We start from the raw sequence: 26508 nt of genomic DNA, 5'->3' as shown, positions 1-26508 counted from the left end.
CGCCGGAACAACTGAAATGGCCGGTTCAGGCGCTGGCGATGCGGTTGCGTCCCTGTGCCTTGGCTGCGTAAAGCGCGCTGTCGGCGCGGGCGAGAAACAGGTCCGGGGTTTCCTCCGGCTTCAGCGTCGCGACGCCTCCGGAAATGGTCACGTTCATGTCGGGCGAGAATGCGCTCCAGTCGAGCTCCGCAATGATCCCGCGCAGCCGGTCGAGTGCACGCACGGCATTGTCGGTGCTCATGCCGGGCAGCACCAGCAGGAATTCCTCGCCGCCGTAGCGGCCAAAGCGGTCGATGCCACGGATGTTGGCGAACATGGTGATGGCGAAAGTCCGCAGCACCTCGTCGCCGGTCGGATGACCAAAGGCGTCGTTGATGCGCTTGAACCAGTCGAGATCGATCAATGCGATCGAGCAGGGTGCGTCATTGCGGCCGGCGCGGGCGATCTCTTCATCCAGCATCCGCATGATGCAGCGGCGGTTATACGATCCCGTGAGTTCGTCGAGTTCGGCGAGCTCCTCGATCCGTTTGTAGGCTTCCTTGAGTTTCAGCCCGCTCTGATACAGCGATTGCTTCAGCGAGCTGGAGAAGATGCCTAAGAACATGCAGCGTCCGATGGTCAGGACGAACACCAGCAAGGTGGCAAAGCGCTCGAGGTGACTGCCATGCGGCATCGAGATCGGCTTGTCGGTCAACAGGAACAGCCCGGCGAGGCCGATCGTCATCGCCGTCCAGATCATCATGGTCTGCGCAGGGATCGAGCGCAGCGAACTGAAGCTGAACACGATGAACAGGGTGCAGAGGAACATGCCGCCGACTTCGGGCGCCAGATAGGTGAACGCCAGGGCAATCAGCATGCAGATGGTCGCCTGCGGGGCGACCAGATAATGATCCTTGAAGCGCTCGTTGAACCCGAATTCCGAAAGGATGAGACTGAAAATCACCAGGGTCAGGCCGGAAGCGGCATAGGCCGGGGCGATCATGAGGGGCGTCGAACCGGCTTGCGCATACAGCAGCAAGACCCCGGCGTCGATGATGTAGCTGGCCCCGATCATGATCAGGATCTGGCGACGCTGCTTGGCGCGCCGGGCAAGCGCCTTCGCCGCCGGCTGGGGACCGACGCCATCCAGATCGGCCGGATTCACGAATGAGGAGGCCGCGGTGCCCATGGACTCGCCGTTGATGGAACTCGGCAAAAATCTAAGTGGGAAAGCCTTTAGGTTTGGTATCTTTTGGAACCGATTCTGGTCCGTTAAAACACCTCCATTGTCCTGTTTCGCAACGGAAATTTGGCGGATTCGGGTGGCCGCGACCGTTGCGTGGCAGCTCAACTTGTACGCAGATGCTGCCTTGCGGACCGAGCCTTGGTAAGGTCGCAACGGGTGGTGCAACCTCTAGGAAAGCAATTCCGTATTATGGTACCAATTCCGGGCCTTCGTTCGTTCTCGTCGGCATCATCTCGGCCGTCCGGCGATCCTCTGTGGGGTAGATCACACATGCAGTCCGGTCATTGCCGTAATGTGAAGAATCTTGCCTCGGCCATCGAACCCTCCGCCATCTCCCCCCGACCAACCTTGCGAGACGGCAATTGAGTGCGGCACAGGCGGCTTCAGACGAAATTCTGATCGCTCGGATCGCTCAAGGCGACCGGCTCGCCATGCAGGTGCTTTACGGAAGGCACCATGTCAGGGTGTTCCGTTTCGGGCTTCGGCTCGTCAGGGACGAACAGGTTGCGGAAGACCTCATCAGTGAGGTGTTTCTCGATGTGTGGCGCCAGGCTGGCAAGTTCGAAGGCCGATCCGCTGTTACCACCTGGCTGCTGGCGATTACGCGGTTCAAGGCCCTGTCGGCACTTAGGCGCCGGAAGGATGTTGGACTGGACGATGAGACCGCGAACGCGATCGAGGATACGTCCGATGATCCGGAAGTGGTGGTTCAGAAGAAAGATACCAGTGATGCGTTGCGCAAGTGCCTGACATCACTTTCGCCTGAGCATCGGGAGATCGTCGATCTCGTCTACTACCACGAGAAGTCCGTGGAAGAGGTGGCCGAAATCGTCGGAATTCCGGAAAACACCGTCAAGACGCGTCTGTTTTATGCGCGCAAGAAATTGGCCGAACTGCTCAAGGCAGCCGGCATTGAGCGAGGTTGGCCATGATGGCGATGAGCAAGAAAATGCTGGATCAAGAGCCCGGCGAAATCGAGATGCTGCTGCCATTCCATGCGGCCGGCACGTTGAACGCGCGCGATGCGCGTCGCGTCGATGAGGCGCTCGCCGGCGATCCCGACCTGGCCCGGCAATATGCCGTGATCCAGGAAGAATATGCCGAGACCATTCATCTCAACGAAAGCCTGGGTGCGCCGTCCGCGCGCGCCATGCAGAAGCTGTTCGCGGCGATCGACGGCGAGCCCGAGCGCAAGCCGTCGGTGTCGATCAATCTCTCGACGCGGATCGCGGAATTCTTCACAAAACTTTCGCCGCGGACGCTGGCCTGGTCGGCGAGCCTCGGCGCTGTTGCGCTGCTGTTGCAGGCCGGGGTGATCGGCGCGGTGCTGATGAAGAACCAGACTGCTTCCTTTCAAACGGCTTCGCTGAGCCTGAATCAGACGGCGGCGCCCCTTACCCGCGAACTTGGTGCCGCGGTGCCACCGCGCGCGCTGGTGCGGTTTAACCCTGACGCGCGCATCGCCGACATCAACGCGCTCCTGGACAATTATCAGGCTTCGATCGTCGATGGCGCCAAGGGCGGCATGTTCCGGCTGCAGTTCGGCAACCGGGCGCTGGGCAAGGATGAAGTCACGAACCTGATGAACAAGTTGCAAGGTGAGAAGATCGTCAATCTTGCGGTGCCGACGCCGTAAGGCGTCGGTCGCCTGACCAAGCCGAGGTCCCATGGTCGATGCTCGCGTGAATTGGCGGATAAGGGCGCAGCGCGCGGCATGGGCTTTGTCGGCGATGGCGCTGCCGCTTGTGCTGTTCGGCGGTTCGGTCGCCGACGCGCAAGCCATCATGCGCACGCCGAGCCTGAACGTCAGTTCCCGGGTGCCGACAATCAATCCGTCCGCAACGACCAGAATCAACCCAACCGTCGGGGCGCGGGTCAATCCGGTCATCACGGGCCGTCCTGTCATCACGAACCGGCCAGTTATCACGAATCGCCCTGTCATTGTGAACCGGCCGGTCGTCACGACCCGGCCGGGTCCCGGGGTCATCGCGCGCGTTCCGCCGACCACGCACGGCGGAGGCGGAGGTGGGACGTTGGTAGGGCGGACACCGAACGGGCGTCCCGAGATTTCCCGTGTCGGTGTGGATCCGACGCTTCCGCTGCGTTTTTCACCCAACCTCTATCCGGTCTGTCAATACGCCAATCGCGGCCCTGACGGCGAATGCTTCGACCGCCCGGTCCTTTCGGTCGATGGCGGCGGCAGCGGCGGCTCGGCCAAGAAGGGCAATAACGGTCCGCGCAACAACGCGCCGCCGCAGGCGGCCGCGATCGACACGCGCGCGATCCCGAACGAACTGGTGGCCGAGATCGACAGCGCGCTATCGCCGGCGCAGGCCGACGAACTGGCCCGGCGTCACGGCCTCGAGCGGCTCTCCTCGCAGGAATTCCCGCTGATCGGCGGCACCATCGGCCTGTTCCGGATCATCGATCAGCGCCCGGTGGACGTCGTCCGCCGTGAGTTCGCCGCTGACAGCGCCGGCGGCGTGAAGTCGGTGCAGCTCAATTTCCGCTATATGCTGCAGGATCAGAAGCGCTCGATGAGCGAGGGCGACGCCGCGCAATACGCGGTCGCCCAGCTTCGGTTGCCACAGGCGCACAAGCTGGTCCGCGGCATGAACGTCACCATTGCGGTGATCGATTCAGGCGTTGACGTCAAACATCCCGAACTCGTCAATTCGGTTGCCGACAGTTTCGATGCGCTCGGCAGCAAGGAAGGCCCGCACGTCCACGGTACCGGCATTGCGGGCGCGATCGTGGCGCATGGCAAGCTGATGGGAAGCGCGCCGGAGGCGCGGCTATTGGCGATCCGTGCGTTCGGCAGCGGCGCAAATGGTGCTGAGAGCACTTCCTATGTGATCCTCAAGGGGCTGGACTATGCGGCCGAGCACGGTGCGCAGATCATCAACATGAGTTTTGCAGGACCGAAGGATCCCTTGATCGAGCGCGGTGTTGCCGCGACCGCTTCCAGGGGGATCCTGATGGTGGCGGCCGCCGGCAATGCCGGCGCCAAATCGCCGGCGCTCTATCCCGCCGCCAATCCGAACGTCATTGCGGTGAGCGGAACCGACTCGCAGGCAAAGCTGTTTGCGGCATCGAACCGCGGTGTCCATATCGCCATCGCAGCGCCCGGCGCGGATATCTTCCTGCCGGCGCCGGACGATAAATACCAGATCACCTCGGGTACCTCGTTTTCCGCCGCCTTTGTCAGCGGCGTTGCCGCCCTGATGCTGGAGCGCAATCCTGCGTTGAAGCCGAACGATCTGCGCGCGATCCTGACGAAGACCGCCCGCGACCTTGGCGCGCCCGGCCGTGACGATATGTTCGGGGCGGGCGAGGTCGATGCTTTCGCTGCCGTCACCGCCTCGACGGCCGCGCCTGCGGTACCGCTCGCTGCGGTTTCGGAGGCGCCGGGATCTCAGAAGGCGCCGGCTCCCGCCGATAACGCTTCCGTGAGCAGAGCGATGAACGGCTCGGCGCCGTCGATGGCGTCCGAGAAATCGGCCGCAAACACCGTTAATCGCCCCGCTACGCGGTGATTTCGGCCGGCTCGCCCGAATAAAAAGTTAAAAAAATCGATCGGCCTTTTGAACGTCCCGCAAAGCTGCTGCGACTAATGAATGTGGGAGCGGTTATCCCTCCCCATCGGCTGTATTCGGCGCGAGCGCCCATCCACCCCAAGCGCCCATATGGCTTGACCCGTCCGGTTGTCCCCCCGGACGGGTCTTTTCTTTTCAACACCCCGTTTCTGAGCGAGAGCTCATCGACCCGCGTTGCCGTCCGTGAAATCACCGCGAGTCCACGCAATGCGGCCATGCCGTTGAACGGCTTGACGGTCGATAGCGCGAGTAACCCTGCATTCATGTGGGTTTCATGCACCGGGAGGCGTCCCGTAATGGCACGTACTGGACAAGCAAGAAGTTTTCCACAGAATATCCCCACCACGTCCAGTTGATTCGCCTCTGTTGCGTCTGCGTCCGTTCTTCTCCTTACGGGCAGGTTTATGACACATCATGCAGACGTGGCACGTGGCCGCGATATCGTTGCGCGCTGGTGCAATCTTGCGGAGCAGCGGCTGGATTACCTCACCGAACTGTTCGAGACCGGGCGCTGGCGGCGCTTTCATACCGAAGACGCCTTTCTCGAAAATATCCGGGAAGCCAAGGAAGCGGTCGAACTCTGGCGCAAACTGGAGACGCGCGAGGCCTCGCTCGATAACACCGCTGTCGATCTGTCCTGGCTCGGACGTCGCCATCACGGATTGCTGCGCGATCGGCTTCCGCCGGCGCCGCGGCCGATGCAAGTCGCAGCCGAATTGCCACCCCGCGATGTCCCGGGCGATGTCCTGGTCGCGCTGGAAAGCGTGCTTGCCGATTCCGCCGAAGCGCCCTCGGTGCCCGACGCGCCGGCGTTGGACGATCTCTCACCCCCGGCGCTGGATCTTGACGCGATCAGGGACCGCTACCCGCTGCTGCGCAACGCGCTGTAGCGACATAGCGTTTTCAAGCGAAAGCCTGCCCCGGACTTGATCCGGGGTGGATACCGGTTCGCGTCAAGAAAACGCGTCAAACAAAGACTACCTGCGCACCGCGTTGGTCCCGATCACCACCTGGGCGTAACGCTGGGCGCCTTCGGCGGACAGGTCGGTCGTGATGGCGCGGGCGTGGTCGAGGCCGACCACGGCGCCGCGCGGGGTTTCCGAAATCATGTTGTTGTTGACCAGCGCCGTGCCGGCGCCCGGCACGACAGACACGCCGACCCCGACAAAGGCCTTGCGGATCACATTGCCCGTGATGGCGACATCGCGCAGATATTTGCCCCAGCCGGCGATGATCCCGAAGGAGGGGGCGTTCTCAATCACATTGCCGGTTACAGAACTGTCCGCCTCGACATAAATGCCGATGCCCGCGTCATCGTCCGGAATGGTGCCGACCGGCCGCTTCGGCAACAGATTGCGGATGACGTTGCCCTGGACGACCGCGATGCGGCCGCCCTCGTTGAAATTGCAGACGGAGACGCCGACGGCGGCGCCGTCGACGGTGTTGTTGGCGATCACAGCACCTTCGAACGAGAATTCCGAATACAGCGCGACCTCGCGGACATCGCTGACGCTGTTATCCGTGATGTGGATGTTGGACGCCGAATTGCCGCGCACCGCCGAATAGTCGCAATTGCGGATGCGGTTGCCGCGCACGATCACGTTGCCGGCGCGGAAGGCGTTGATGGCGTTGCCATACTGGCCGGAACCGCCGGGCCCGGCCTTGATGTCCTCGATACGGTTGTCCAGGACCAGCGTGCCGTCATCGCCGATCGCCGTCCGCAGGATTTCGATGCCGTTGTCGTTGGTGTCGATGATGGTGTTGCGCGAGACGATCAGGCCCTTTGCATCAAACGACACCACCGCCGTGGTCGCGATCCTGGTGAAGATGTTGCCGCTGATGTCGCCCGAGACCTGCTCGAGCCAGATGCCGTTGCCGCCGCTGGCGGTGATTTCGCAGTCGGTGATGCGGACATCGCGACCGCCCGCGCAATGGACAAGGCCACGCCGCGTCGGCAGCGGAATGGCGCCGCCGTCGAACGTGATGCCTGATAGCCCGATGCCGCCGGCGCCCTCGCTCTGCAGCATCGATGCACCGCCACTGAAGACAAGTTTGGTCGCGCCGCGCACACCGACCAGTTGCGAGCCGTTTTGCAGACGGAGCAGGCCGGTGCGGTAGACGCCCGGCGGCAGCGACAGCGGCACCTGCGCCCGCGCGGCTTCATCGATCGCGCGCTGCAATACCTTGGTTTGATCGTCGGGACTGCCGGGACGCACGCCATATTGCGTGGCGTCGCGCCCGAACGTCGAGGCCGGCGGCGCCGCGCGCGCAGCGTCCGGCGACATCGCCAACGCGCCGGCAATGCCGGCGGCGGAAACGCCCATGAACTGGCGGCGTTTTGCGTCCATGATTCGATATCCTCGCGCAATGCAGGTCATGGCATTCGCAGGCCAAAGCTAGCGCGAAAATGGGCCGGCGCATGATGAACGCGAGGGCGGAACAGGGCCATTGTTGGGGGTAGGGTTAATCCTGGGTAGATCAGTCGTAGGCCGTAGGGCGGGCAAAGGCGCGCCAGCGCCGTGCCCACCATTTCTTACGCGAAACGAATGGTAGGCACGCTTACGCTTTGCCCGCCCTACGAATTCAGCACTGCCTGTCGCGCCAGCACCACCATCTCCAGCAGCATCGCCTCGCCGGCATCGACCAGTTCATCGAGCGTGATGCGTGCGTTGCCCTTGCGCCGCAATGCGCCGCCGCGTGCGAGCGGCGGGATATGCACGAACGACGCCAGGCGGAGATAGTCGTTGGTGGCGGCGGCCTCGATCGCGCGCCAGCTCAGATAGTTGCAAAGATAACTCCCGGCATCGCGCGACGGCCGTGCGTCGATGCCGGTCGCCTGCGCGGCGTGCAGCAGCCGCAGCGTATGCGGGCCGAACCGCATCGCATCCGGGCCGAGCCCGATCGATCCCTTGCGGACGCGGGTTTGCGCCGCATCGGGCCACAGCAACGTGACGGCGTTGCGCGCGCGGGTCTCGATCCTGACATGCTTGGTGCGGCCCGCGAGGCCAAACATCAGTATTGCCTGCGGCCGGTGTTTTGCGAGCGCTTGCGGCAATTCGAGATCGACCGCTTTATAGGTCACGGGAAAGATGTGACTCGATACTTCCACGTCGGCGAAGGCCGGACGGCGCAGCCGCAACAGCCGCTCGACCAGCGCCTGCGTCGGATTATACGGCGCGCCCGGAAACGGACCGAAGCCGGTGACGAGAATGCGAAGCCTGTCGCTCACCGCAGCATCTCCGCGATCTGTTCGGCCGCGACCGCCGGCGTGATGCGCCCGTCGGCGACCTCGGCCTCGGTCTTTTTCACCCGCGCGCGAATCGCGGGGTCGGCGCGCAGCCGCGCCATCATTCGCTGCTCCAGCATCGACCACATCCATTTCACCTGCTGCTCGCGCCGCCGGCCTGCGAATTCACCCGAGGCATTCATGGCGGTGCGGTGATCGAGGATCTTCTGCCACAGCGTGTCCATGCCGGTGCCGGTCAGCGCCGAATAGGTCAGCACCGGCGGATGCCAGTGCTCCGAACGGGGCGTTAGAATATGCAGCGCGCCGCGATATTCTGCGGCGGCGAGATTGGCGCGCTTGATATTGTCGCCATCGGCCTTGTTGACCGCGATCATGTCGGCGAGTTCGACCAGGCCCTTCTTGATGCCCTGCAATTCGTCGCCGGCGCCGGGCAGCATCAGGGCCAGGAAGAAATCGGTCATGTCGCAGACCGCGGTCTCGGACTGGCCGATGCCGACCGTCTCCACCAGCACCACGTCGAAGCCGGCCGCCTCGCACAACAACATCGCCTCGCGGGTTTTCGCGGCGACGCCGCCGAGCGTGCCTGATGCAGGCGATGGCCGGATGAAGGCGTTGTCGGAGGCTGACAATCGCGCCATCCGCGTCTTGTCGCCGAGGATCGAGCCGCCGGTGCGGGCCGAGGAGGGATCGACCGCCAGCACCGCGACCTTGTGGCCGCCCTCGATCAGGAACATGCCGAGTGCATCGATGGTGGTTGACTTGCCGACCCCGGGCGAGCCGGTGATGCCGACACGCACGGCTTTTCCAGTGTCGGGCAGCAGCGCCTGCACCAGGTCGCGCGCCGCGGCCTGGTGGTCGGAGCGGCGGCTCTCGATCAGGGTGATCGCGCGCGCCAGTGCGGCGCGGTGACCCAAACGCAGGTCCCTGGCGAGCTTGTCGATATCGGGGGGAGCAATCGGCCGGTTCATGCCTTGGTTTACAACGGCTGCGCGGTGCAGGCGAGGGGATCGTGTGGAGTGTCAGCGGGGCGCGGCGGCGGGCGAAGCCGCCTTGAGCCGTCGCCACCCCCAGATCAGCACCGGCCAAATCAACGCACCGATCGCCAAGGCGGCGAGGATCGCGGAAATCGGTCGCTCGAAGAACGGCAACACGCTGCCGTCGGACTTGATCAGCGAAGTCACGAAACTCTGCTCGATCATGGTGCCCATCACGATACCGAGCACCATGGCGGCGACCGGATAACCGTTGGCTTCCATGACGTAACCAATGATTCCGAAAGCCGCGACGGTCACGACGCCGAACATGTTGTTGCCGATGGCGAACGAACCGACCGCGCAGCACAGCATGATGAAGGGCATGACGGAGGAACGGGGCGCGCGCAACACGTAAGTCGCCAGACGGATCATGACGATCCCCAGCGGAATCATGATGATGTTGGCGATGATGAACATGAGATAAATCGCATACATGCTCGACGCCTTCTCGGTGAACAGCGTCGGGCCGGGGTTCAATCCCTTCATGTAGAGCACGCCGATGGCGATGGCCGCGATGGTGTCGCCGGGAATGCCGAACAGCAGCGACGGCACCCAACCCGACGCGATGCTGGCGTTGTTGCTGGCGCCGGCTTCGACCAGGCCCTCAACGTGGCCTGTTCCGAACTTCTCGGGCTCCTTCGAGAAGCGCTTGGACATCGCGTAGCTGACCCACGCGGCCATGTCGGCACCGGCGCCCGGCAGCACCCCGATGATGATGCCGATGATGTTCCCGCGTGTCATCTGCCAGCGATACTTCTTGGTGAGCCTCCACTGGCCCGCCATGATGCTTCCGAACTTGCGCTTTGGGATTGGCGGCGGTTCCGGCGTCAGCATGGCACGCATGACTTGCGCCACGGCAAATACCCCAACCAGTGCCGGGATCGGCTCGATGCCGCCGAACAGATTGGTCATTCCAAACGTGAAGCGAGGCACGCCGCCGGGATTTTCGATCCCGATGCAGGCGACAAGCAGACCGATGAACATGCCCGCGATGGCCTTTACGGGCGAAGAGCGCGCGACCAGCGTCGCGCACATCAGGCCCAGGAATGCGAGCCAGAAGTATTCGAAGGTCGAGAACGACAGCGCGATCTCGGCAAGCGGCGGCGCGAGGATCATCAGCGAGAGCGTGCCCGCGATACCGCCAACGGCGGAGAACCATACGCCGGCGCCAAGCGCCAGTTCGGCTTCTCCCTTGCGGGTCATGGCATAGGCTTCGTCCGCGTACGCTGCCGAGGCGGGAGTACCCGGAATGCGAAGCAACGCGCCGGGGATGTCGCCGGAGAAGATCGCCATCGTGGACGCCGCCACGATGGTCGCAATCGCGGCGATCGGTGACAAATAGAACGTAACCGGGACCAGCAGGGCGGTCGCCATCGTCGCGGACAGGCCGGGTAGCGACCCGATGACAAGGCCATAGACCGATGCCGCAAGCATCGCGATGATGACTTCCCAGGTGGAAATGAGTGCGAACGCTTCAATCAGGGTGTTAAGCATGGGTCACCACGGCATCGGCAACAGCCCGGCCGGGAGCGGCACGCGCAGCAGCTTGCTGAAAATCAGATGGATGAAAATCGGTGCCATCACCGCGAGCGGCAGCGAAAGTTTCCAGCGCGCGCCGAGCGCGCTCGACGTCACGAACACGATCAGCGCGGCCGTGATGATGAAACCCAATCGGTCTGCGACCGCCACGTAGAACAACAGGAGTGCCGGCGGTAACAGAGCGCGCAGGCCGTAAAGCCTGCCGGTGGGCGGCCGCGCTTGACCAGCCTCGAGCGGAACAATCTCTTCTTCCTCTTCGAAGGTACGGCCGATGCCGAGAGCGATCGCAAGCCCGCAAAGCGCGAGACCCGATCCGATCACCAGCGGAAAGATATTGGGGCCCACGGGCTGACCGGGCACGGGCGGCAGCAGCCAGCCGCCATAGGCAGCCGCCGCTCCGAGGCCAACAAGAAACAATCCCGTGACTTGATCGGGAAGACGCATGAAACGAGCCCCACGGATTTCCGAGCAAGTGAACCGGTGGGATCGATCAGGCCTTGGAGAGGCCGGCCGCCTTCATCGCCTCGCCCATTTGGGCGTCGCCCTTGTCCATGAATGCCGCGAATTCCGTCGCGTCGCCCCACACCGTTCCGAAACCGCGATTGCTCATGAAGTCCTTGAAGTCCTTGGAGTCGTAGACCTTCTTCAGTGAAGCCGTGAGCTTGGTCGCGATATCCGCAGGCAGGCCCTTCGGACCCGCAATGCCGCGCCACGCGCCTGTTGCATAGTCGATGCCCATCGACTCCTTCAGCGTCGGCACGTCAGGGAAAGACGGGTTGCGCTTGGGCGCCATGATGGCGAGGCTGCGCGCCTTGCCGGCTTCGATGATCGCGCGCGCTTCCGGCACCGAGCAGGTGGTCAGGTCGAGACCGCCTGCCGCGAGATCCTGCATCGCGGGCGCAGCACCGTTCGACGGCACCCAGGCCACCTGATTTGCAGGAAGTCCGAGCGCCTGCATCCAGCCGACCAGCGCCAGATGCCAGATGCCACCCTGACCGGTGCCCGAGGCTTTGAACCTGCCGACGGGCGCTGCCTTGATGGCGTCGGCGAGTTCCTTCACGGTCTTGTAGGGCGACGCTGAAGGGACCTGGATGCCGGGCGGGTCCTCGTTCATCAGAGCCAGCGGCGTGTAGCTCTTTGGCGCCAGTTCCGTCAGTCCCTGCCAGTGCATCATCGAGATCTCCACCGTCAGCATGCCGATGGTGTAGCCGTCGGGCGGCGCGGTTGCGATGGCGGAATGGCCGACCACGCCGGAGCCGCCGGTGCGATTGACCACGTTGAACGGCTGCCCGAGATCCTTCTCCAAGAGCGCCGCCACGATACGCGCGGTCGCATCGGTGCCGCCGCCGGCGCCCCATGGCACGATCACGGTCACCGGCCGTGCCGGATAAGCCTGCGCCAGCGCCGGCTTGAATCCAAAACCCGCGACGGCCGCTGCTGCGGCGGTTGAAGCCGCAAATGCGCGGCGCGTAATTTTGGTCATGTAATCCTCCCTGCGGCGTCCCTGACAGCGGGCGCTCTTGTGATGCGGCATTCTAGGCGGCTTTGCGCTGCGCTCGCAAGGCGTTACGCGATGATGCCGGATGATCGCCGGTGGGAGATCACGACACATCCGGAAATCGGGTGGTGGCGATCAGGAGGCGCGGATAGGTGTCCATACGCGGCGTCACAGGACAGCCGCGATCGACTGCGGAGGTAACATGACGACAGCCTATTACAGCACCGTGCTGGATTATCCGCTTGCTACCGTGTGGTCGCTGATCCGCGATTTCAACAATTATCCGGCCTATATCGATGGCGTGAGCGAAAGCGTCATCGAGGACGACAAGGGCGGCGACGAGGTCGGCGCCATCAGGCGCTTCTGCTATCTCGGCAGCTGGATCCGGCAACGCCTGGCTCGCCATTCCGACGCGCAGCACAGCCTGACCTATGCCGGCATCGAACCGTTCCCGTTTCCATCAGGTCTTCTGCCGGAAGCGCCAGGACCGACGCGCTACGAGGGAACCATGCACCTGTCGCCAATCGTCGAGGGCGACCGGACCTTCATTGAATGGGACGTCGTGCTCGACACCGCGCCACAGGATGCCGATCGCTGGCGGGCGCTGTTTCAGTCCTGGATACCGGAGTGGACCCATTCGCTGGAGCGGGCATTGGAGCGCCGCGCTGGGTGAGGCTACTCCGCCGCCTCGCTGTGCCCCAGCCTTGCATTGAGCTTGTGGATCAGCTCTTCGGCGGCGTCGGCGATCACGGTGCCCGGCGGGAAGATTGCTTCGGCGCCGGCCTTGTAGAGCGCCTCGTAATCCTGCGGCGGCACCACGCCGCCGATGATGATCATGATATCCTCGCGGCCTTGCTTCTTCAGCGCGGCCTTCAATTCCGGCACCGCGGTGAGATGGGCGGCCGCCAGCGAGGAGACGCCGAGGATATGCACGTCGTTCTCGACCGCCTGCCGCGCGGCTTCGTCGGCGGTGGCAAACAGCGGCCCGATATCGACGTCGAAGCCGACGTCGGCAAAGGCTGACGCGATCACCTTCTGGCCGCGGTCGTGGCCGTCCTGGCCGATCTTGGCGACGAGAATACGCGGGCGACGGCCCTCGGCATCCTCGAACGCATCGATCAGCGCCTGCACTTTTTCGACCCGATTGGACATGGTGGACGCCTCCCGCTTGTAGACGCCGGTGATGGATTTGATTTCCGCGCGATGCCGTCCGAACACCTTCTCCATCGCGTCCGAGATTTCGCCGACGGTGGCCTTGGCGCGCGCCGCATCGATCGCGAGCGCCAAAAGGTTGCCGTTGCCTTCGCCGGCCGAGCGCGTCAATGCCGCCAAGGCCTGGTCCACGTCCTTCTGGCTGCGCTCGGAGCGCAGCCGCTTGAGCTTGTCGATCTGCAGGCGGCGCACGGTGGAGTTTTCCACCTTCAGCACTTCGATGGCGGCCTCGTTGACCGGCTTGAACTTGTTGACGCCGATCACCGCCTGCCGTCCGGCGTCGATCCGCGCCTGCGTCTTGGCGGAAGCTTCCTCGATCCGCAGCTTGGGCACGCCGGCCTCGATCGCCTTGGCCATGCCGCCGAGCGCCTCGACCTCCTGGATATGGCCCCAGGCCTTGGCGGCGAGATCGCGGGTTAGCCGTTCGACATAATAGGAGCCGCCCCAGGGATCGATGATGCGGTTGGTGCCGCTTTCCTGTTGCAGGAATAATTGCGTGTTGCGGGCAATGCGCGCCGAGAAATCGGTTGGCAGCGCCAACGCCTCGTCGAGCGCGTTGGTGTGCAGCGACTGCGTGTGGCCTTGCGTTGCCGCCATCGCCTCGATGGTGGTGCGCATCACATTGTTGAAGACGTCCTGCGCGGTCAGCGACCAGCCCGAGGTCTGGCAATGCGTGCGCAGCGACAGTGAGCGCGGGTCTTTCGGGTTGAACTGCGTCAGCAGCTTGGCCCACAAGAGGCGCGCCGCGCGCATCTTTGCCACTTCCATGAAGAAGTTCATGCCGATGGCCCAGAAGAACGACAGCCGCGGCGCAAAGCGGTCGACGTCGAGGCCCGCCGCCAGTCCGGCGCGGAGATATTCGACGCCGTCGGCCAGCGTGTAGGCGAGTTCGAGGTCCTGCGTCGCGCCGGCTTCCTGCATGTGATAGCCGGAGATCGAAATCGAATTGTATTTCGGCATCTTTTGCGAGGTGTAAGCGAAGATGTCGGAGATGATCCGCATCGAGGGCGCGGGCGGATAGATGTAGGTGTTGCGCACCATGAACTCTTTCAGAATGTCGTTCTGAATGGTGCCCGACAGCTTCTCCGGCGGCACGCCCTGTTCCTCGGCGGCAGCAACGAACAGCGCCAGGATCGGCAGCACCGCGCCGTTCATGGTCATCGACACGCTCATCTGGTCGAGCGGGATGCCGGCAAACAGCGTGCGCATATCATAGATCGAATCGATCGCCACGCCGGCCATGCCGACGTCGCCGGAGACGCGCGGATGATCGCTGTCATAACCGCGGTGCGTCGCCAGATCGAATGCGACCGAAAGGCCCTTTTGTCCGGCCGCGAGGTTGCGGCGGTAGAACGCGTTGGAATCTTCCGCCGTTGAGAACCCGGCATATTGCCTGATGGTCCAGGGCTGGTTGACATACATGGTCGGGTAGGGGCCGCGCAGATAGGGCGCAATGCCGGGCCAGGTCTCGAGGAAGTCGATGCCTTCGAGATCGGCCTCGCTGTAGGCGGGCTTGACGAGGATGCCCTCGGGCGTCAGCCACGGCTCGGCGCCGCCGCTAGGCTGCGCTGCGGCGGTGGATTCAAAAGCGATATTCGCGAAGTTCGGTATGCGGGTCATGGGTTACCAATATAGCACTTGTGAAGCGTCGGGGGACGCTACCCCTCAATCGCGGTCCGGATGCTGGTGGCTGACGATACGGCTGAGCACTTCGCTGCCGATACCCTCTCGCGTGCTTTTGCCGGGCAGATCGCCGATCCTGCCGACCCAGGCCAAATGGGACTCGGTTCCCGAGGCGTAGGTTGGAACCACGAGGTCCGGCCGGTCGAAGCTGCCGGTGGTCAGCTCAATAACGTCGGCGTCGATGGCTCGATAGCTGAGGGGCGTCCCGCAGGCCGCGCAGAAGTCGCGCTCGGCAATCGTCGACGAGCGAAAGCTTGCCGGCTTGCCGCGGGTCCACGCAAAGTCGCCGTGCTTGACTTCGGCGAGCGAAATGAAAGGGCCGCCCACGGCCTTCTGGCACATGCGGCAGTGGCACAATCCGATTTTCACCGGGCCCGCATAAACCGCAAAACGCACGGCGCCGCACTGGCAGCCGCCGCTCAAAACAGCTTTTCTCTCCGATGCCATGCTCACTCCATTCGCTTCCAGGCGTCCTGCAACATTGCGAGCGCATCGCCGCCGGCAAAAATGAAGTCGCCGACGCCGGCGGCCCGTAGTGCTGCTTCCTGCTCGCCGGGCCGGCCTGCCAGATAGATATGCCTTGCACCGGCGGCTTGAAGGGCCTGTGCGGCCGCTAGCGCGTGGGCGGCATAGACCTTGTCGGAGGAACAAAGGCACGCCACGTCGGCGCCGGAGGCCTTGAATGCGGCGGCAAGCGTCGCCGGATCGGCAAAGCCCTGCGTATCGATGGCCTCGATGCCGCCGGTCTCGAAGAAGCTTTTTGCAAATGTCGCCCGCGCGGTGAAATCGGCCGGGGTGCCGAGATTGGCGAGGAATATTTTTGGCCGTGCGCCGCCGTTCTTGAGCATATCGTCCGATTTGTCGCGCAACACTTCGAACGGTGCGGCCAGCCGCATCGGCGGCAGCGCATCGAATTTGAACCTGGCTTCGCCATAGGGCGCCAGCGCAATCGGCGTTGCATCCAGCACCGCGGTCTCCGCCTCGTGCAGGTTCGGAAATTCGCTGGCTCCGGTCAGTACGTCGCGGCGCTTGGCGATGTTGGCCTCGCGCACGGCGCGCGTTGCAGCGACCTTGCGCTGGATCAGGTTCTGCTCGAGCGCGGCGAACAGGCCGCCGGCCTTTTCGATCTCCTGGAATAACGACCACGCCGCTTCGCAAAGCTGTCTTGTCAGCGTTTCGATGCCGCCGGAGCCGGCGGCGGGATCGGACACCTTGGCGAGGTTGGATTCTTCCAGCAGCACCAGCTGCGTGTTGCGCGCGGCGCGGCGCGCGAACGGATCGGGCAAGCCCAGCGCCAGCGTATGCGGTAGCACGGTGATGGCGTTGGCGCCGCCGAGGCCGGCGGAGAAGGTTGCCATCGTCGCCCGCAGCATGTTCACGTACGGGTCGCGCTGCGTCAGCATGCGCCAGGCGGTATCGGCCGCGACGAACAATGGTTTGGGCGTGAGGCCGCAGGCCTGTTCGACCCGCGCCCACAACAGCCTGATGGCGCGGAATTTCGCCAGCGTCAGGAACTGATCTGCGTCGGCGGAAAGCCGCGCATAGACCATGCCCTGCGCGTCTTCGAGCGGGATGCCGGCGGTTTCGATCGCGCGCAGATAGGCGACGCCTGCGGCTAGCACAAACGCCAGCTCTTGAACTTCCGATCCGCCGGCATCGTGGATCACGCGCCCGTCGGCAGCCGCCAGCGGACCTTTGAAGCCGAGCGCGGCAAGGCCTTTGATGGCGCTGGTGACCGCGGGCACGATCTCGGACCAGCTATAGGGGCTGGATCCCCACACCGCGCCGGCGCCGAGCGGGTCGAGCCCGAAACGGATATCGCAGGACGCAGGATCGAGCCCCTTGCCCTTGATATATTCCGCGACATGGATGGCCGCCATCCGCGACTGCGGGCCGATCTGAAGCTCAACGCCGATGCCGGCATCGAGATAGATGCCGTCGAGGATCTGCGCCACAGCCTCCGGCGAAGGATCCAGCCCGAAGCCGTAAGCACCATTGGCGCCGGCGAACACGAGGGTGAGCCCGGTCGCGCCATTTTCGAGGTCGTGCAGCGCCTGCGCGTTGGCCGCCTTGGCGTCGGGATGATCGGCCCGCTGCATGATCTGCCAGGGCGCGGCCGCAGGGCGACCTGCGACCGGGGCGGCGCCTTGCGCGCGCGGGTAGATCGGATCGATCTTCAATCCATCGGATGTCTTGCCGACCAGTTTTTCGAACGGCGCGCCCTTCAGCACCCCGTCGACCAGCTTGCGCCAGTCATCGTAATGCGCGGGGGCAAAATCCGCGGCCAATCGCAGCTCGTCAGTGGTCGTGGTCATCGAGAAAGTGGTTCCTTGAATAGTTTCCTTGGGTAGCCTCTTGATTTGGCCGGAAATTGCCACGGGGCGGCCGCCAAGCCAAACGGTTGTTTTAGGCCACCCGGGGCCTGGTCAGGGCTGGTCGAGGTCGGGTAGTCGCAAAATACCGTCGGTCGAAAGCCCCGTCAGCGCGTCCCTGACACGGCGTCCCGCGATGATACGGTCGGGCACGATCTCGGCGAGCGGCGCCAGCACGAAGGCGCGCTCGAACAGCCGGGGATGCGGTAGCGTCAGCTCCGGCTTGTCGATCCTGACGTCGTCATAGGCGATCAGGTCGAGGTCGAGGGTGCGCGGGCCCCAATGCTGTTCGTTGGCGCGGTCGCGGCCGAATTTCTTCTCGATCTTGTGCAGCGTGAACAGCAGCGCATGCGGATCGAGACTGGTGTCGATTTCGATGCAGGCGTTGATGAAGGGCGCCTGCGCTTCGTTGCCCCAGGGCGGCGTGGCGTAATCCGACGACCGCGCCAGCAATGCCGCCTGCGTCATGCCGCAGATGTTGGAGATGGCTTTGCGGAATGTCGCGCGTACGTCGCCGACATTGCCGCCGAGCGCGATCAGCACATCAGCCATGTCAGGGCGACTGCCGTGTGCGCATCAAGACCACGCCGACATCGTCGAAGATCGCGGCGATCGGCGCGTGCGGCTTGTGGACGGTGACCTCGACCGCGTTGATGCGCGGAAACGCGGCCAGGATGGCATCGGCCACGGCGCCGGCCGCACGTTCCAGCAGTTTGTAATTGGTGTTCTTGAACGCCGCCGTCGCGGTCGCGACCACGTTGGAATAGGACACGGTGTCGGACAGGCGATCGGTGCGCGAGGATTCCGACAGGTCGACGGAAAGTTCGAGATCGATCACGAAGCGCTGGCCGACTTCGGTCTCGTGTTCCATCACGCCATGGCGGGCATGGATGACGACGCCGGTGATGAAGATCGTATCGGTCATCTCTGCAGTTCCCCAATGGCGGTTGCGACGCGCAGCGCTTGAACGGTTTCCGCAACATCATGGGCGCGGATGATGCGCGCGCCACCCTTCGCCGCAATCAGATGGGCGGCAATCGAGCCGCCAAGGCGCTGATGCGGTTCCGACGGCGTCACCACGCTGATGAAGCGCTTGCGCGAGGCCCCGACCAGCAGCGGCAGGCCGAAGGATTGCAGCTCATGCAGCCGCGCCAGGGCCGTCATGCTCTGTTCCGGTGTCTTGCCAAAGCCGATGCCGGGGTCGAGCACGAGCTTGCCGGACGAAATACCGGCCTTCGCGGCGATGTCTAGCGATCGCGCGAAGAAGGAGACGATATCCTTCATGATGTCGATGGCGGGATCGGCGCTGTCGCGGTTGTGCATGATGACGACGGGCACTTGGCGCGCCGCGATCAGGCCGGCCATGCCGGCATCGCGCTGCAGCCCCCAGACATCGTTGGCGATGACGGCGCCATGGTCGAGCGCCCAGGCGACGACGGCCGACTTCATGCTGTCGATCGAGACGGGAACCCCAAGCGAAACAACCTCCGGTAGCACCGATTGCAATCGCTTCAACTCTTCTTCTACCGAGATCGGTTCTGATCCGTAGGGTCGGGTCGATTCCGCACCGATGTCGATGATGTCGGCACCTTCGGCGACCATCCGGCGGGCTTGCGCAAGCGCGCTTTCGGGGGCAGCGAACTGTCCGCCATCGGAAAATGAGTCGGGGGTCACGTTCAGCACGCCCATCACGGCCGGGCAGGGCCGTGACAACAGCGCCGTCAGGTCAAAATGACCGGCCGGGCCGGCCGCGGTGGCGGGTCTGGACATGGTTGCGATCATGCGGTCGCTTTGCGCGGTCCGCGCCAGCGAGTCAAGACGCGGGACCCCGCCAGCGTATGTCGGTTGGCCGACTTTTAGTAGCTGATTTTCGGCTGAAGCTTGCGCGCCTGGGCGATCAGTTGCTCGACCGACTTCTCCGAGGGCATGACGCGGACCAGCCTACGCTTGGTATTGACGTCTTTCATGTTCTGGGCGAGCCGCGCCGGGTTACGCAGCGCGAGTTCGCGAACCGTCGGCACGCCGGCAGCGCGCACCAGCCCTACCTTCGCCTTGCCCATCCCGGGAATCCGCATGTAGTCGGAGAAATTGGCCCATTCGAGCAGTTGCTGTTCACTGATCCCGGTCTTCGCGGCGAGCGCCTTGCGTCCTTTGACGGTGCGGGCGGCTTCAAGCAGCGCTTCGGTCGTGCGAATGCCAAGCGATTTGAGTTTCGAGGCAGAATAGGCGGTCAAGCCTTCGATCTCGGATAGGGGATATGTCATGATACTCGATGCAAGAGAATGTGCGCGGCCGAAGGGGGCGATTCAAGCGAACTGGCTTAGCCCCGGTGTCCCCGAAATGATTTCGCCCATTTTGTCCGCTCCGATTTTGTCGCGGCCGAACTTGAAAAGTTCACGCGCCACGTTCTGAATCTCGTTCATGCCCAGACCAAGCGCCATCAGCTTGGTGCCGAGCGCCATCAGCCCGCCGCCCATCAACCTGGAGAGCCCGCTGCTGCTGTTCGAGGCCGCGATCGCAGCCTCGGCGCCTGGAATTTGATCGATCAGAGCCTGAACCTTGTCGGAAGGCCCCTCGTTACGGAGAAAACCCAGAACGATGCCGATGGTTTTTTCAGCGACAACGCTATCGATGCCGGCCTTGCTGGCCAGCTGTCCAATCAATTCGTCCATATTGCCCCGCCCTCAGCCGGTTTGTTACCGGGTCGTACCTTGTGAATTTATCTTGAGCGTCTGCGACCTGAAATACAAGCGATCCGCGCGCGCGAAGGCGATTTCGTCCTAGATCGCTCGTCGAGTGTTGCAGCAATGCAAGAGTGAATGCGGGATTCACGCCATGTTACCGCACTGCGGCCCACGTATTTCTACCGGAGTTAGAGAAAAGTATGAGGCAGGGTGTGCAAGGCCCGGGCTATGTCCTTGTCCATGGACGGTTTCAATCGACCGGCAGGATGCGATATGATGGCATTGCTTGGCGACCAAACTTTCCCGATGCGCGCGAAGAGGCGATGTGATGGCGACCCCCGACAACAAGACAGCCGATACCAATGAGAAGATTTTCATCGGCAAGGGCGAGCAGACAGCGTGGCTGACGCTCGCACTCGCTAATCGGCACGGCCTCGTTACCGGCGCGACCGGGACCGGCAAGACCGTGTCGCTGCAGGTGATGGCGGAAGGGTTTGCCCGCGCCGGTGTTCCGGTTTTCGCAGCCGATATCAAGGGTGACCTGTCCGGGATCTCCGAAGTCGGCGAAGCCAAGGACTTTATCCTGAAGCGCGCGGGCGAAATGGGGCTCAACTTCCAGCCCGATCAGTTCTCGACCGTATTCTGGGACGTGTTTGGCGAGCAGGGCCATCCGGTCCGGGCCACCGTAACGGAAATGGGACCGTTGCTGCTGTCCCGGATGCTCGATTTGAACGACGTCCAGGAGGGCGTCCTCAATGTTGCGTTCCGTGTCGCGGATGAGAACGGACTGACGCTGATCGATCTGAAGGATCTCCGCGCGCTGCTCGATGCCATCGTACCGGCTGGCGGCAAGAAGGCTGCCGATGCGGAAGAAGACCCGTTGGCGCCGATCCGCAAGGCCGCGCAGGGCTTCGGCAACGTCTCAAAGGCGACGGTCGGCACGATTCAGCGCCAGCTGCTGGTGCTGGAGAACCAGGGCGCAGCGAAATTCTTCGGCGAACCGGCGCTGACGCTGAAGGATTTCATGAAGACCGACAGCGATGGCCGCGGCATGGTCAATATCCTCGTCGCGGACAAGCTGATGCAGAGCCCGCGACTCTACTCAACCTTCCTGTTGTGGATGCTGTCGGAACTGTTCGAGGAATTGCCTGAGGCCGGCGACCTGCCGAAGCCGAAACTGGTGTTCTTCTTCGACGAGGCGCATCTGTTGTTCACCGATGCGCCGAAGGCGCTGATGGACAAGATCGAGCAGGTGGTGCGGCTGATCCGCTCCAAGGGCGTCGGTGTTTATTTCGTCACGCAAAATCCGATCGACGTGCCGGACAAGGTGCTCGCGCAATTGGGCAACCGCGTGCAGCACGCGTTGCGCGCGTTCACGCCGCGCGACCAGAAGGCGGTGGCGGCTGCGGCGCAGACGTTCCGGCCCAATCCGAAGCTCGACACCGCACGGGTGATCATGGAGCTCGCCAAGGGCGAGGCGCTGGTGTCGTTCCTCGAAGGCGGCGGCACGCCGACGATGGTCGAGCGGGTGATGATCCGGCCGCCGACGGGACGGATCGGCCCGATCACGCCGGAGGAACGCAAGGCGCTCATGAACAAGAGCCCGGTGAAGGGCAAATACGACACTGCGGTCGATGCTGACTCCGCTTATGAGATGCTGCTGAAGCGCATGGCAGGAACGGCCGCGCCGGCGGATGGATCGGATGACGGCGGTGGTGGCGGTGGAATCCTCGGACAGATCGGCGGGATCGTCGGCACCATCTTCGGCACCAACAACAAGCGCGGCCGGTTGTCGACCGGCCAGGTCATTGCGCGGGATGTCACGCGATCCGTCACTAACAAGGTGATCGGTGGTGTTGTCGCCGATCTCGGCAAATCGGTCGGCGGCTCGCTTGGCAGTTCGATCGGCCGCTCAATTGTGCGCGGCGCACTTGGCGGATTGCTGCGCCGATAAGTCTGGGGCTCACGGGACGCCGAAACGCAATTTTGCACGGCCGCCGGATTGATGGCTTCGGCGACGCGATTGATTGCCGGTTAGGGGACTGGATGGAGCGAAGGGCGAACCAGGCTGACGGCTCGACGGCCGTCACGGAATACGTATGGACGTGGTTCTTGAGTCAGGTCGCGTACGTCCGCGGCGCCAATATTCCAGGCTGGGTTTGGGTCGTGTTGCTTTGGGCGCTCATGGCCTTTCCGGCGGTCTCGCTGCGGGGCACCCATTTCGAAGAGGGAACGGTCATCGGACTCGCGCGAGGCGCCGTCGAGGACGGGCAATGGCTTACGCCCCATCTGTACGGCGTTCGGTATATCGAGCGTCCGGTTCTGCTGTCGTGGATTGCCGCGGCAATCGGCAAGCTCTCGGGTGGCGTTTCGGTTTGGTCGGCGCGCATACCGCATTTGCTGTTTCTGCTCGCCGGCGGGTTGATGGTGTTCCATCTGGTGTTGCCGCACACCCGCAAGGCGCCTGCGGTGTTTGGCGCGCTCTGCTGGTTTGCGTGTCCGATAGTCAGTCAGAAGTTTGTCACTGCCGAGCCTGATGTTACCTTGTCGGTGCTGCTGTTCGGCGGTTTCTTCTTGTGGTGGAAGGGCGTTTCCAGCGGATCCACGTCAATTTTCCGGTGGCTCGCCATCGGTGTTCTGCTGGCGGCGGCGGGCCTCGCCAAGGGTCCCCAGCCCATTACCTATTTTGCGCTGGGCGTTGGTGCGTACCTGCTGGTGAAGCGGCGTTGGAGCGATATTCCGGGTTTTGTCTTCGCCAACGCAATGGCCGGGCTGACCGTTGGGAGCTGGTATTGGATGGTCATGATTCCAGGCGACGTAAAGGGCTGGATCCTCCATTCGCGTTTGTCCGAGGGAATGACGCTGATGCAATGGGTGAGGGATCACCTGGATTTTGTCCTCAGCCTTTTCCTGGTGGAATGGTTGCCGGGTTCTGTGCTGCTGTTTCCGGCAATCGTCGCCCTCGCACGGAACGCCTTCGGTCGAGAGCGCGATCTCATGCTTGCTGCCGTGCTTTATGCGACGGTCGCGTCCATGCTGCTGCTGATCTGGCCCGGGGGTGTGGCGACGCGCTATGCGATGCCTGCCAATTTGGCGCTCGCCGTAGTGGGAGGGATCCTGTTCGACCGGTGGTGGGCCACGCGACCCTGGTTGATTGCCGTCAGCAACACGGTTGTAACCGGGATATCAACCGCCTTGATCGTTCTCGGCTGGATTGTTATCCCGGCCGCTCCGATCGCGTTTAGTCAGTCGAAGACGTCGGCGCAGACCATAGCCGCGGTCAGGGAGGCGATGCAGGGTACGCTCTATGTCACCACCAGTGCCGATTTGAACACGCTGGCATATGTTGCCGCACCTATTCGCATGGTAGGGCTCACGGATATAGCCAACCTGAAGCCGCCCGCCTTTGCGATCCTGAGGGGTTCGGAGGTCGCTGAGATCATCGCGCAAAAACCCGATTTTGCGGCCATTGCCCACGCCACACTGAACAAGGGTCTGCTTACCAGGATTTTCGAGATCAGGGGTAAGCAAGAGCCATGATCGTCCCGAACTGACGTCCCAGATTGTGCAAGTAAGCCTCGCATCGACTGGTCCGCACGTGAACCTGGTTGCTACTGAATGCAGCCGCCGTGCACCGTCTCCCTCCGTGAAAGTGAGTAATCCCCGTGCTTAGATGGCCATCTTTGCGACGTCCGCTGGATGTCCTCTTTATCGTTGTCTGCATCGCCTTGACCGCAGACGTTCTGGTTCCCGAAATCTGGGGCAACGGCAAGACGAAGGACTACGCGCTCTGGTATTGGGCGGGCCAGCAGGTGCTTCACGGTGGCGATCTTTACCTGCGGGTGACGCGAGGGACCCTCGACTTCATCTATCCGCCGCTGTCGGCGCTGCTGTTGGCGATTCCGAGCTACTTCGGCAAGATCCCGCTTTATCTGTGCCTGTCGTTCCTCAACATCGTCGCGTGGTGGATGACGGGGCAGTATTCGCACGCGATGGCGGGGTCGGGTCAAAAGCCCGGTCCTTGGCTGGAAGCGCTGCCGGGCATTGTCACGGTTACCTTCGTGTTCGACATGTTCGACCTCGGGCAGCCCAACCTCGTGCTGCTGGCACTGATGCTGTACGGATTCTGGCTGCTGCGCGATCAGCGCGGATGGATGGCGGGAAGCATGTTTGCGCTCGCCACCGCGATCAAGGTGTTTCCGGTGGCGGTGTTCCCCTATCTGGTCTGGCGCAGGCAGTGGGCGGCCGCCGCCAGCATGCTGGTCTTCCTGATCGTGTTTCTGTTCGTGCTGCCGGCGCCGTTCCGCGGCTTCCAGCACAACGTTGCCGAATTGAAGACCTGGTATCAGGGCATGGTGGGATCGAGCTCGGAAAAGGGGTTCGGCCAGCGTGACGAGCAGAACTGGTCGTGGGTCAATCAGTCCATCATCGCGGTGACACACCGCCTGGCGCGGCCGGTGAACCACAATCAGGAAGATCCGGCCAAACCGGTTCGCACCATGAATATCGCCAACCTCGACTTCAAGACGGCGAACTGGATCGTGCTGGCGGTCTCGCTGGCGATCGGGCTCGGTTACATTGCGGTGATGCCGCCGGCGTCGCGTCGCACCGAACGCTCCGACGCCGAGGAACTCGGCATCCTGTTCTGCCTGATGACGGTCGCCTCACCGCTGGCCCGTCAGTACTATTTCATGTGGCTGTTCTTCCCGATGACAGTTCTCATCCATCGCGCCGCGTATGACCCGCGGCCTGCGGTGAAGGCCGGCACCTGGACGCTTCTGGCCGTCGCAGGCTTGCTCTTGTGTCTGTCGCTGCCGATCTTTCCGACCGACCTGCAGGCTTACGGGAACAATCTGGCCTCGACCGCGCTGCTGGTGGCGGGGCTGGTCTGGCACATGCTGCACCCGCCGAATGCGGACGCTTCCGCCACTTTGCCTCGGTCCACAAGCGGGCTACAAATCGACGCAACAACAATGCCCACAGCCAAGGGGAAACCGTGATGGCCAACGCACAGCTTCAGCCGGTCCTCGACCGCATCGATGCCGATTTCGACAACAGCCTCGAACGGCTGTTTGCGCTGCTGCGGATCAAGTCGATCTCGGCCGATCCCGCCTTTGCCGGCGATTGCAAGGCGGCCGCCGATCACCTGGCCAAGGACATCGCGACGCTCGGTTTTGCGGCGGAGGTGCGGCCGACGGCGGGGCATCCTGCGATCGTCGCCAAGATGAATGGCGGCAAGGGCGGGCGGCCGCACGTGCTGTTCTACGGGCATTATGATGTGCAGCCGGTCGACCCCTTGAACCTGTGGCACCGCCCGCCGTTCGAGCCGGTCGTGACCGACCATGCCGACGGCCGCAAGATCATCGTTGCGCGCGGGGCGGAGGACGACAAGGGACAGCTGATGACCTTCGTCGAAGCCTGCCGCGCGTGGAAATCGGTGACCGGATCGCTGCCGGTCGACGTCACCATCGTGATCGAGGGCGAGGAAGAGGTCGGCTCAAAAAACTTCGTGCCGTTCCTCGAACACAACAAGGCTGACCTGAAAGCGGACTTCGCGCTGGTCTGCGACACCGGCATGTGGGACCAGAATACGCCGGCGATCACGACGTCATTGCGCGGGCTCGTCTATGACGAGGTCAAGATCAAGGCCGCCAACCGCGATCTGCATTCCGGCATCTTCGGCGGCGGTGCGCAGAACCCGATCCGGGTGCTGACCAAAATTCTCGGCGGCCTGTTCGACGACAACGGCCGCATCACCATTCCCGGCTTCTACGACGGCGTGAAGGACCTGCCGCCGGACATCCTCGCGCAATGGAAGAATCTCAATCTGACGCCGGAATCATTCCTGAAGCCGATCGGCCTTTCGATCCCGGCCGGCGAAAAGGACCGCCTCCTGATCGAACAGGTGTCCTCGCGCCCGACCTGCGACATCAACGGCATCGTCGGCGGCTACACCGGCGAGGGCTCCAAGACCGTGATCGCGGCGGAAGCCTCCGCAAAAATTTCGTTCCGCCTGGTGGAGGGACAGAACCCGGACAAGATCCGCAAGGCCTTCCGCGATTATGTGACGGCGCGGCTGCCCGGCGATTGCAAGGCCGAATTCATCGATCACTCCAACGCGCCGGCGATCGCGCTCGACTGGAACATGAAGCCGCTGGCCGCCGCCAAGCGCGCCCTGACCGACGAATGGGGCAAGGAAGCGCTGCTGATCGGCTCCGGCGCCTCGATCCCGATCGTCGCGGACTTCAAGCGCACGCTCGGCCTCGATACCGTCCTGGTCGGCTTCGGCCTCGACGACGACAACATCCATTCGCCGAACGAGAAGTACGACCTCAAGAGTTTCCACAAAGGCATCCGCTCATGGGCGCGGATCCTGGCGGCGTTCGCGGAAGCGGGGACATAACGTTCCATAAATAGG

General features: G+C 63.3%; 25 protein-coding genes. 9 read left to right on the top strand and 16 right to left on the bottom strand.

From position 1 onward, the window contains the following. Positions 1–25: 25 nt before the first annotated feature. Positions 26–1168, bottom strand: a complete 1143-nt coding sequence (locus JQ574_RS28105) for a GGDEF domain-containing protein (protein WP_212271957.1) — start codon at positions 1166–1168, stop codon at positions 26–28. 419 nt (positions 1169–1587) lie between these two features. On the opposite strand from JQ574_RS28105, the gene JQ574_RS28100 reads away from it, so the two are divergent. The 3 genes from JQ574_RS28100 to JQ574_RS28090 are packed head-to-tail and all read left to right on the top strand — an operon-like array spanning position 1588 to position 4761. Beyond that, positions 1588–2157 carry a sigma-70 family RNA polymerase sigma factor gene (locus JQ574_RS28100; protein WP_212205314.1) on the top strand — a complete coding sequence of 190 codons (570 nt, stop codon included), beginning with the start codon at positions 1588–1590 and terminating at the stop codon, positions 2155–2157. Continuing rightward, positions 2154–2861 carry a hypothetical protein gene (locus tag JQ574_RS28095; RefSeq protein ID WP_212205316.1) on the top strand — a complete coding sequence of 236 codons (708 nt, stop codon included), beginning with the start codon at positions 2154–2156 and terminating at the stop codon, positions 2859–2861. Before JQ574_RS28100 ends, JQ574_RS28095 begins: the two co-directional genes overlap by 4 nt. Positions 2862–2892: 31 nt before the next feature. Next, positions 2893–4761, top strand: a complete 1869-nt coding sequence (locus JQ574_RS28090) for a S8 family serine peptidase (protein ID WP_249119639.1) — start codon at positions 2893–2895, stop codon at positions 4759–4761. Here the strand turns inward: JQ574_RS28090 and JQ574_RS28085 are convergent. Further along, on the bottom strand, positions 4751–5086 hold the full coding sequence (locus JQ574_RS28085) for a hypothetical protein (protein WP_212205318.1): 336 nt from the start codon (positions 5084–5086) through the stop codon (positions 4751–4753). The two genes, JQ574_RS28090 and JQ574_RS28085, sit on opposite strands and share 11 nt — an antisense overlap. A gap of 139 nt (positions 5087–5225) precedes the next feature. Here JQ574_RS28085 and JQ574_RS28080 point away from each other — a divergent pair, with 139 nt between their 5' ends. Beyond that, positions 5226–5711, top strand: a complete 486-nt coding sequence (locus JQ574_RS28080) for a TIGR03809 family protein (RefSeq protein ID WP_212205320.1) — start codon at positions 5226–5228, stop codon at positions 5709–5711. Positions 5712–5798: 87 nt separating this feature from the next. Here the strand turns inward: JQ574_RS28080 and JQ574_RS28075 are convergent, their stop codons facing one another. The 6 genes from JQ574_RS28075 to JQ574_RS28050 form a co-directional block, all read right to left on the bottom strand. After that, on the bottom strand, positions 5799–7169 hold the full coding sequence (locus JQ574_RS28075) for a TIGR03808 family TAT-translocated repetitive protein (protein WP_212205322.1): 1371 nt from the start codon (positions 7167–7169) through the stop codon (positions 5799–5801). Positions 7170–7396: 227 nt separating this feature from the next. Continuing rightward, entirely contained in the window at positions 7397–8050 is a 654-nt protein-coding gene (locus JQ574_RS28070) for a pyroglutamyl-peptidase I (protein WP_212205324.1), read from the bottom strand. Next, complete coding sequence (meaB, locus tag JQ574_RS28065) at positions 8047–9036, bottom strand: methylmalonyl Co-A mutase-associated GTPase MeaB (protein ID WP_212205326.1); 990 nt, start codon at positions 9034–9036, stop codon at positions 8047–8049. The genes JQ574_RS28070 and meaB overlap by 4 nt, the downstream gene beginning before the upstream one ends. Before the next feature lie 51 nt (positions 9037–9087). Then, positions 9088–10596, bottom strand: coding sequence for a tripartite tricarboxylate transporter permease (locus JQ574_RS28060; protein WP_212205328.1), 1509 nt, complete (start codon positions 10594–10596; stop codon positions 9088–9090). A 3-nt stretch (positions 10597–10599) separates the two neighbouring features. Then, positions 10600–11085: a tripartite tricarboxylate transporter TctB family protein gene (locus tag JQ574_RS28055; protein ID WP_212205330.1), complete on the bottom strand. Its 486-nt coding sequence runs from the start codon at positions 11083–11085 to the stop codon at positions 10600–10602. Positions 11086–11131: 46 nt separating this feature from the next. After that, positions 11132–12124 carry a tripartite tricarboxylate transporter substrate binding protein gene (locus JQ574_RS28050; protein ID WP_212205332.1) on the bottom strand — a complete coding sequence of 331 codons (993 nt, stop codon included), beginning with the start codon at positions 12122–12124 and terminating at the stop codon, positions 11132–11134. A gap of 217 nt (positions 12125–12341) precedes the next feature. Here JQ574_RS28050 and JQ574_RS28045 point away from each other — a divergent pair, with 217 nt between their 5' ends. Continuing rightward, positions 12342–12812 carry an SRPBCC family protein gene (locus tag JQ574_RS28045; protein ID WP_212205334.1) on the top strand — a complete coding sequence of 157 codons (471 nt, stop codon included), beginning with the start codon at positions 12342–12344 and terminating at the stop codon, positions 12810–12812. Positions 12813–12814: 2 nt separating this feature from the next. On the opposite strand, the gene scpA is transcribed toward JQ574_RS28045, so the two are convergent. The 8 genes from scpA to JQ574_RS28005 all read right to left on the bottom strand — a co-directional run bounded on the left by scpA (position 12815) and on the right by JQ574_RS28005 (position 20078). Next, complete coding sequence (gene scpA, locus JQ574_RS28040; protein WP_212205336.1) at positions 12815–14971, bottom strand: methylmalonyl-CoA mutase; 2157 nt, start codon at positions 14969–14971, stop codon at positions 12815–12817. Positions 14972–15016: 45 nt separating this feature from the next. Next, positions 15017–15481 carry a GFA family protein gene (locus JQ574_RS28035; RefSeq protein WP_212205338.1) on the bottom strand — a complete coding sequence of 155 codons (465 nt, stop codon included), beginning with the start codon at positions 15479–15481 and terminating at the stop codon, positions 15017–15019. Positions 15482–15483: 2 nt separating this feature from the next. Next, positions 15484–17349: a methylmalonyl-CoA mutase family protein gene (locus JQ574_RS28030; protein ID WP_212205340.1), complete on the bottom strand. Its 1866-nt coding sequence runs from the start codon at positions 17347–17349 to the stop codon at positions 15484–15486. Between the two features lie 111 nt (positions 17350–17460). Next, on the bottom strand, positions 17461–17958 hold the full coding sequence (folK, locus tag JQ574_RS28025; protein ID WP_212205342.1) for a 2-amino-4-hydroxy-6-hydroxymethyldihydropteridine diphosphokinase: 498 nt from the start codon (positions 17956–17958) through the stop codon (positions 17461–17463). Position 17959: 1 nt separating this feature from the next. Continuing rightward, complete coding sequence (gene folB, locus JQ574_RS28020; protein WP_212205344.1) at positions 17960–18331, bottom strand: dihydroneopterin aldolase; 372 nt, start codon at positions 18329–18331, stop codon at positions 17960–17962. After that, positions 18328–19188, bottom strand: a complete 861-nt coding sequence (folP, locus tag JQ574_RS28015; protein ID WP_212205346.1) for a dihydropteroate synthase — start codon at positions 19186–19188, stop codon at positions 18328–18330. The genes folB and folP overlap by 4 nt, the downstream gene beginning before the upstream one ends. Positions 19189–19262: 74 nt before the next feature. Further along, the gene (locus tag JQ574_RS28010; protein WP_212205348.1) at positions 19263–19670 is read right to left on the bottom strand and encodes a DUF4332 domain-containing protein; all 408 of its coding nucleotides are present in this window, start codon (positions 19668–19670) and stop codon (positions 19263–19265) included. A 42-nt stretch (positions 19671–19712) separates the two neighbouring features. Continuing rightward, positions 19713–20078, bottom strand: coding sequence for a DUF2267 domain-containing protein (locus JQ574_RS28005; protein WP_212205350.1), 366 nt, complete (start codon positions 20076–20078; stop codon positions 19713–19715). Between the two features lie 340 nt (positions 20079–20418). Between JQ574_RS28005 and JQ574_RS28000 the strand changes: the two genes are divergently transcribed. The 4 genes from JQ574_RS28000 (at position 20419) to JQ574_RS27985 (ending at position 26493) form a co-directional block, all read left to right on the top strand. Beyond that, positions 20419–22044, top strand: a complete 1626-nt coding sequence (locus JQ574_RS28000; protein WP_212205352.1) for a helicase HerA-like domain-containing protein — start codon at positions 20419–20421, stop codon at positions 22042–22044. 32 nt (positions 22045–22076) lie between these two features. Further along, positions 22077–23630: a glycosyltransferase family 39 protein gene (locus JQ574_RS27995; protein ID WP_212384092.1), complete on the top strand. Its 1554-nt coding sequence runs from the start codon at positions 22077–22079 to the stop codon at positions 23628–23630. Positions 23631–23812: 182 nt separating this feature from the next. Continuing rightward, on the top strand, positions 23813–25090 hold the full coding sequence (locus JQ574_RS27990; protein ID WP_212205916.1) for a glycosyltransferase family 87 protein: 1278 nt from the start codon (positions 23813–23815) through the stop codon (positions 25088–25090). Then, positions 25090–26493 carry a M20/M25/M40 family metallo-hydrolase gene (locus JQ574_RS27985; RefSeq protein ID WP_212205364.1) on the top strand — a complete coding sequence of 468 codons (1404 nt, stop codon included), beginning with the start codon at positions 25090–25092 and terminating at the stop codon, positions 26491–26493. Before JQ574_RS27990 ends, JQ574_RS27985 begins: the two co-directional genes overlap by 1 nt. Positions 26494–26508 lie beyond the last annotated feature (15 nt).

It is taken from the genome of Bradyrhizobium sp. AUGA SZCCT0158, from assembly GCF_018130065.1.
GTDB lineage: Bacteria > Pseudomonadota > Alphaproteobacteria > Rhizobiales > Xanthobacteraceae > Bradyrhizobium.
This window is presented reverse-complemented; position numbering and strand designations above follow the sequence as displayed.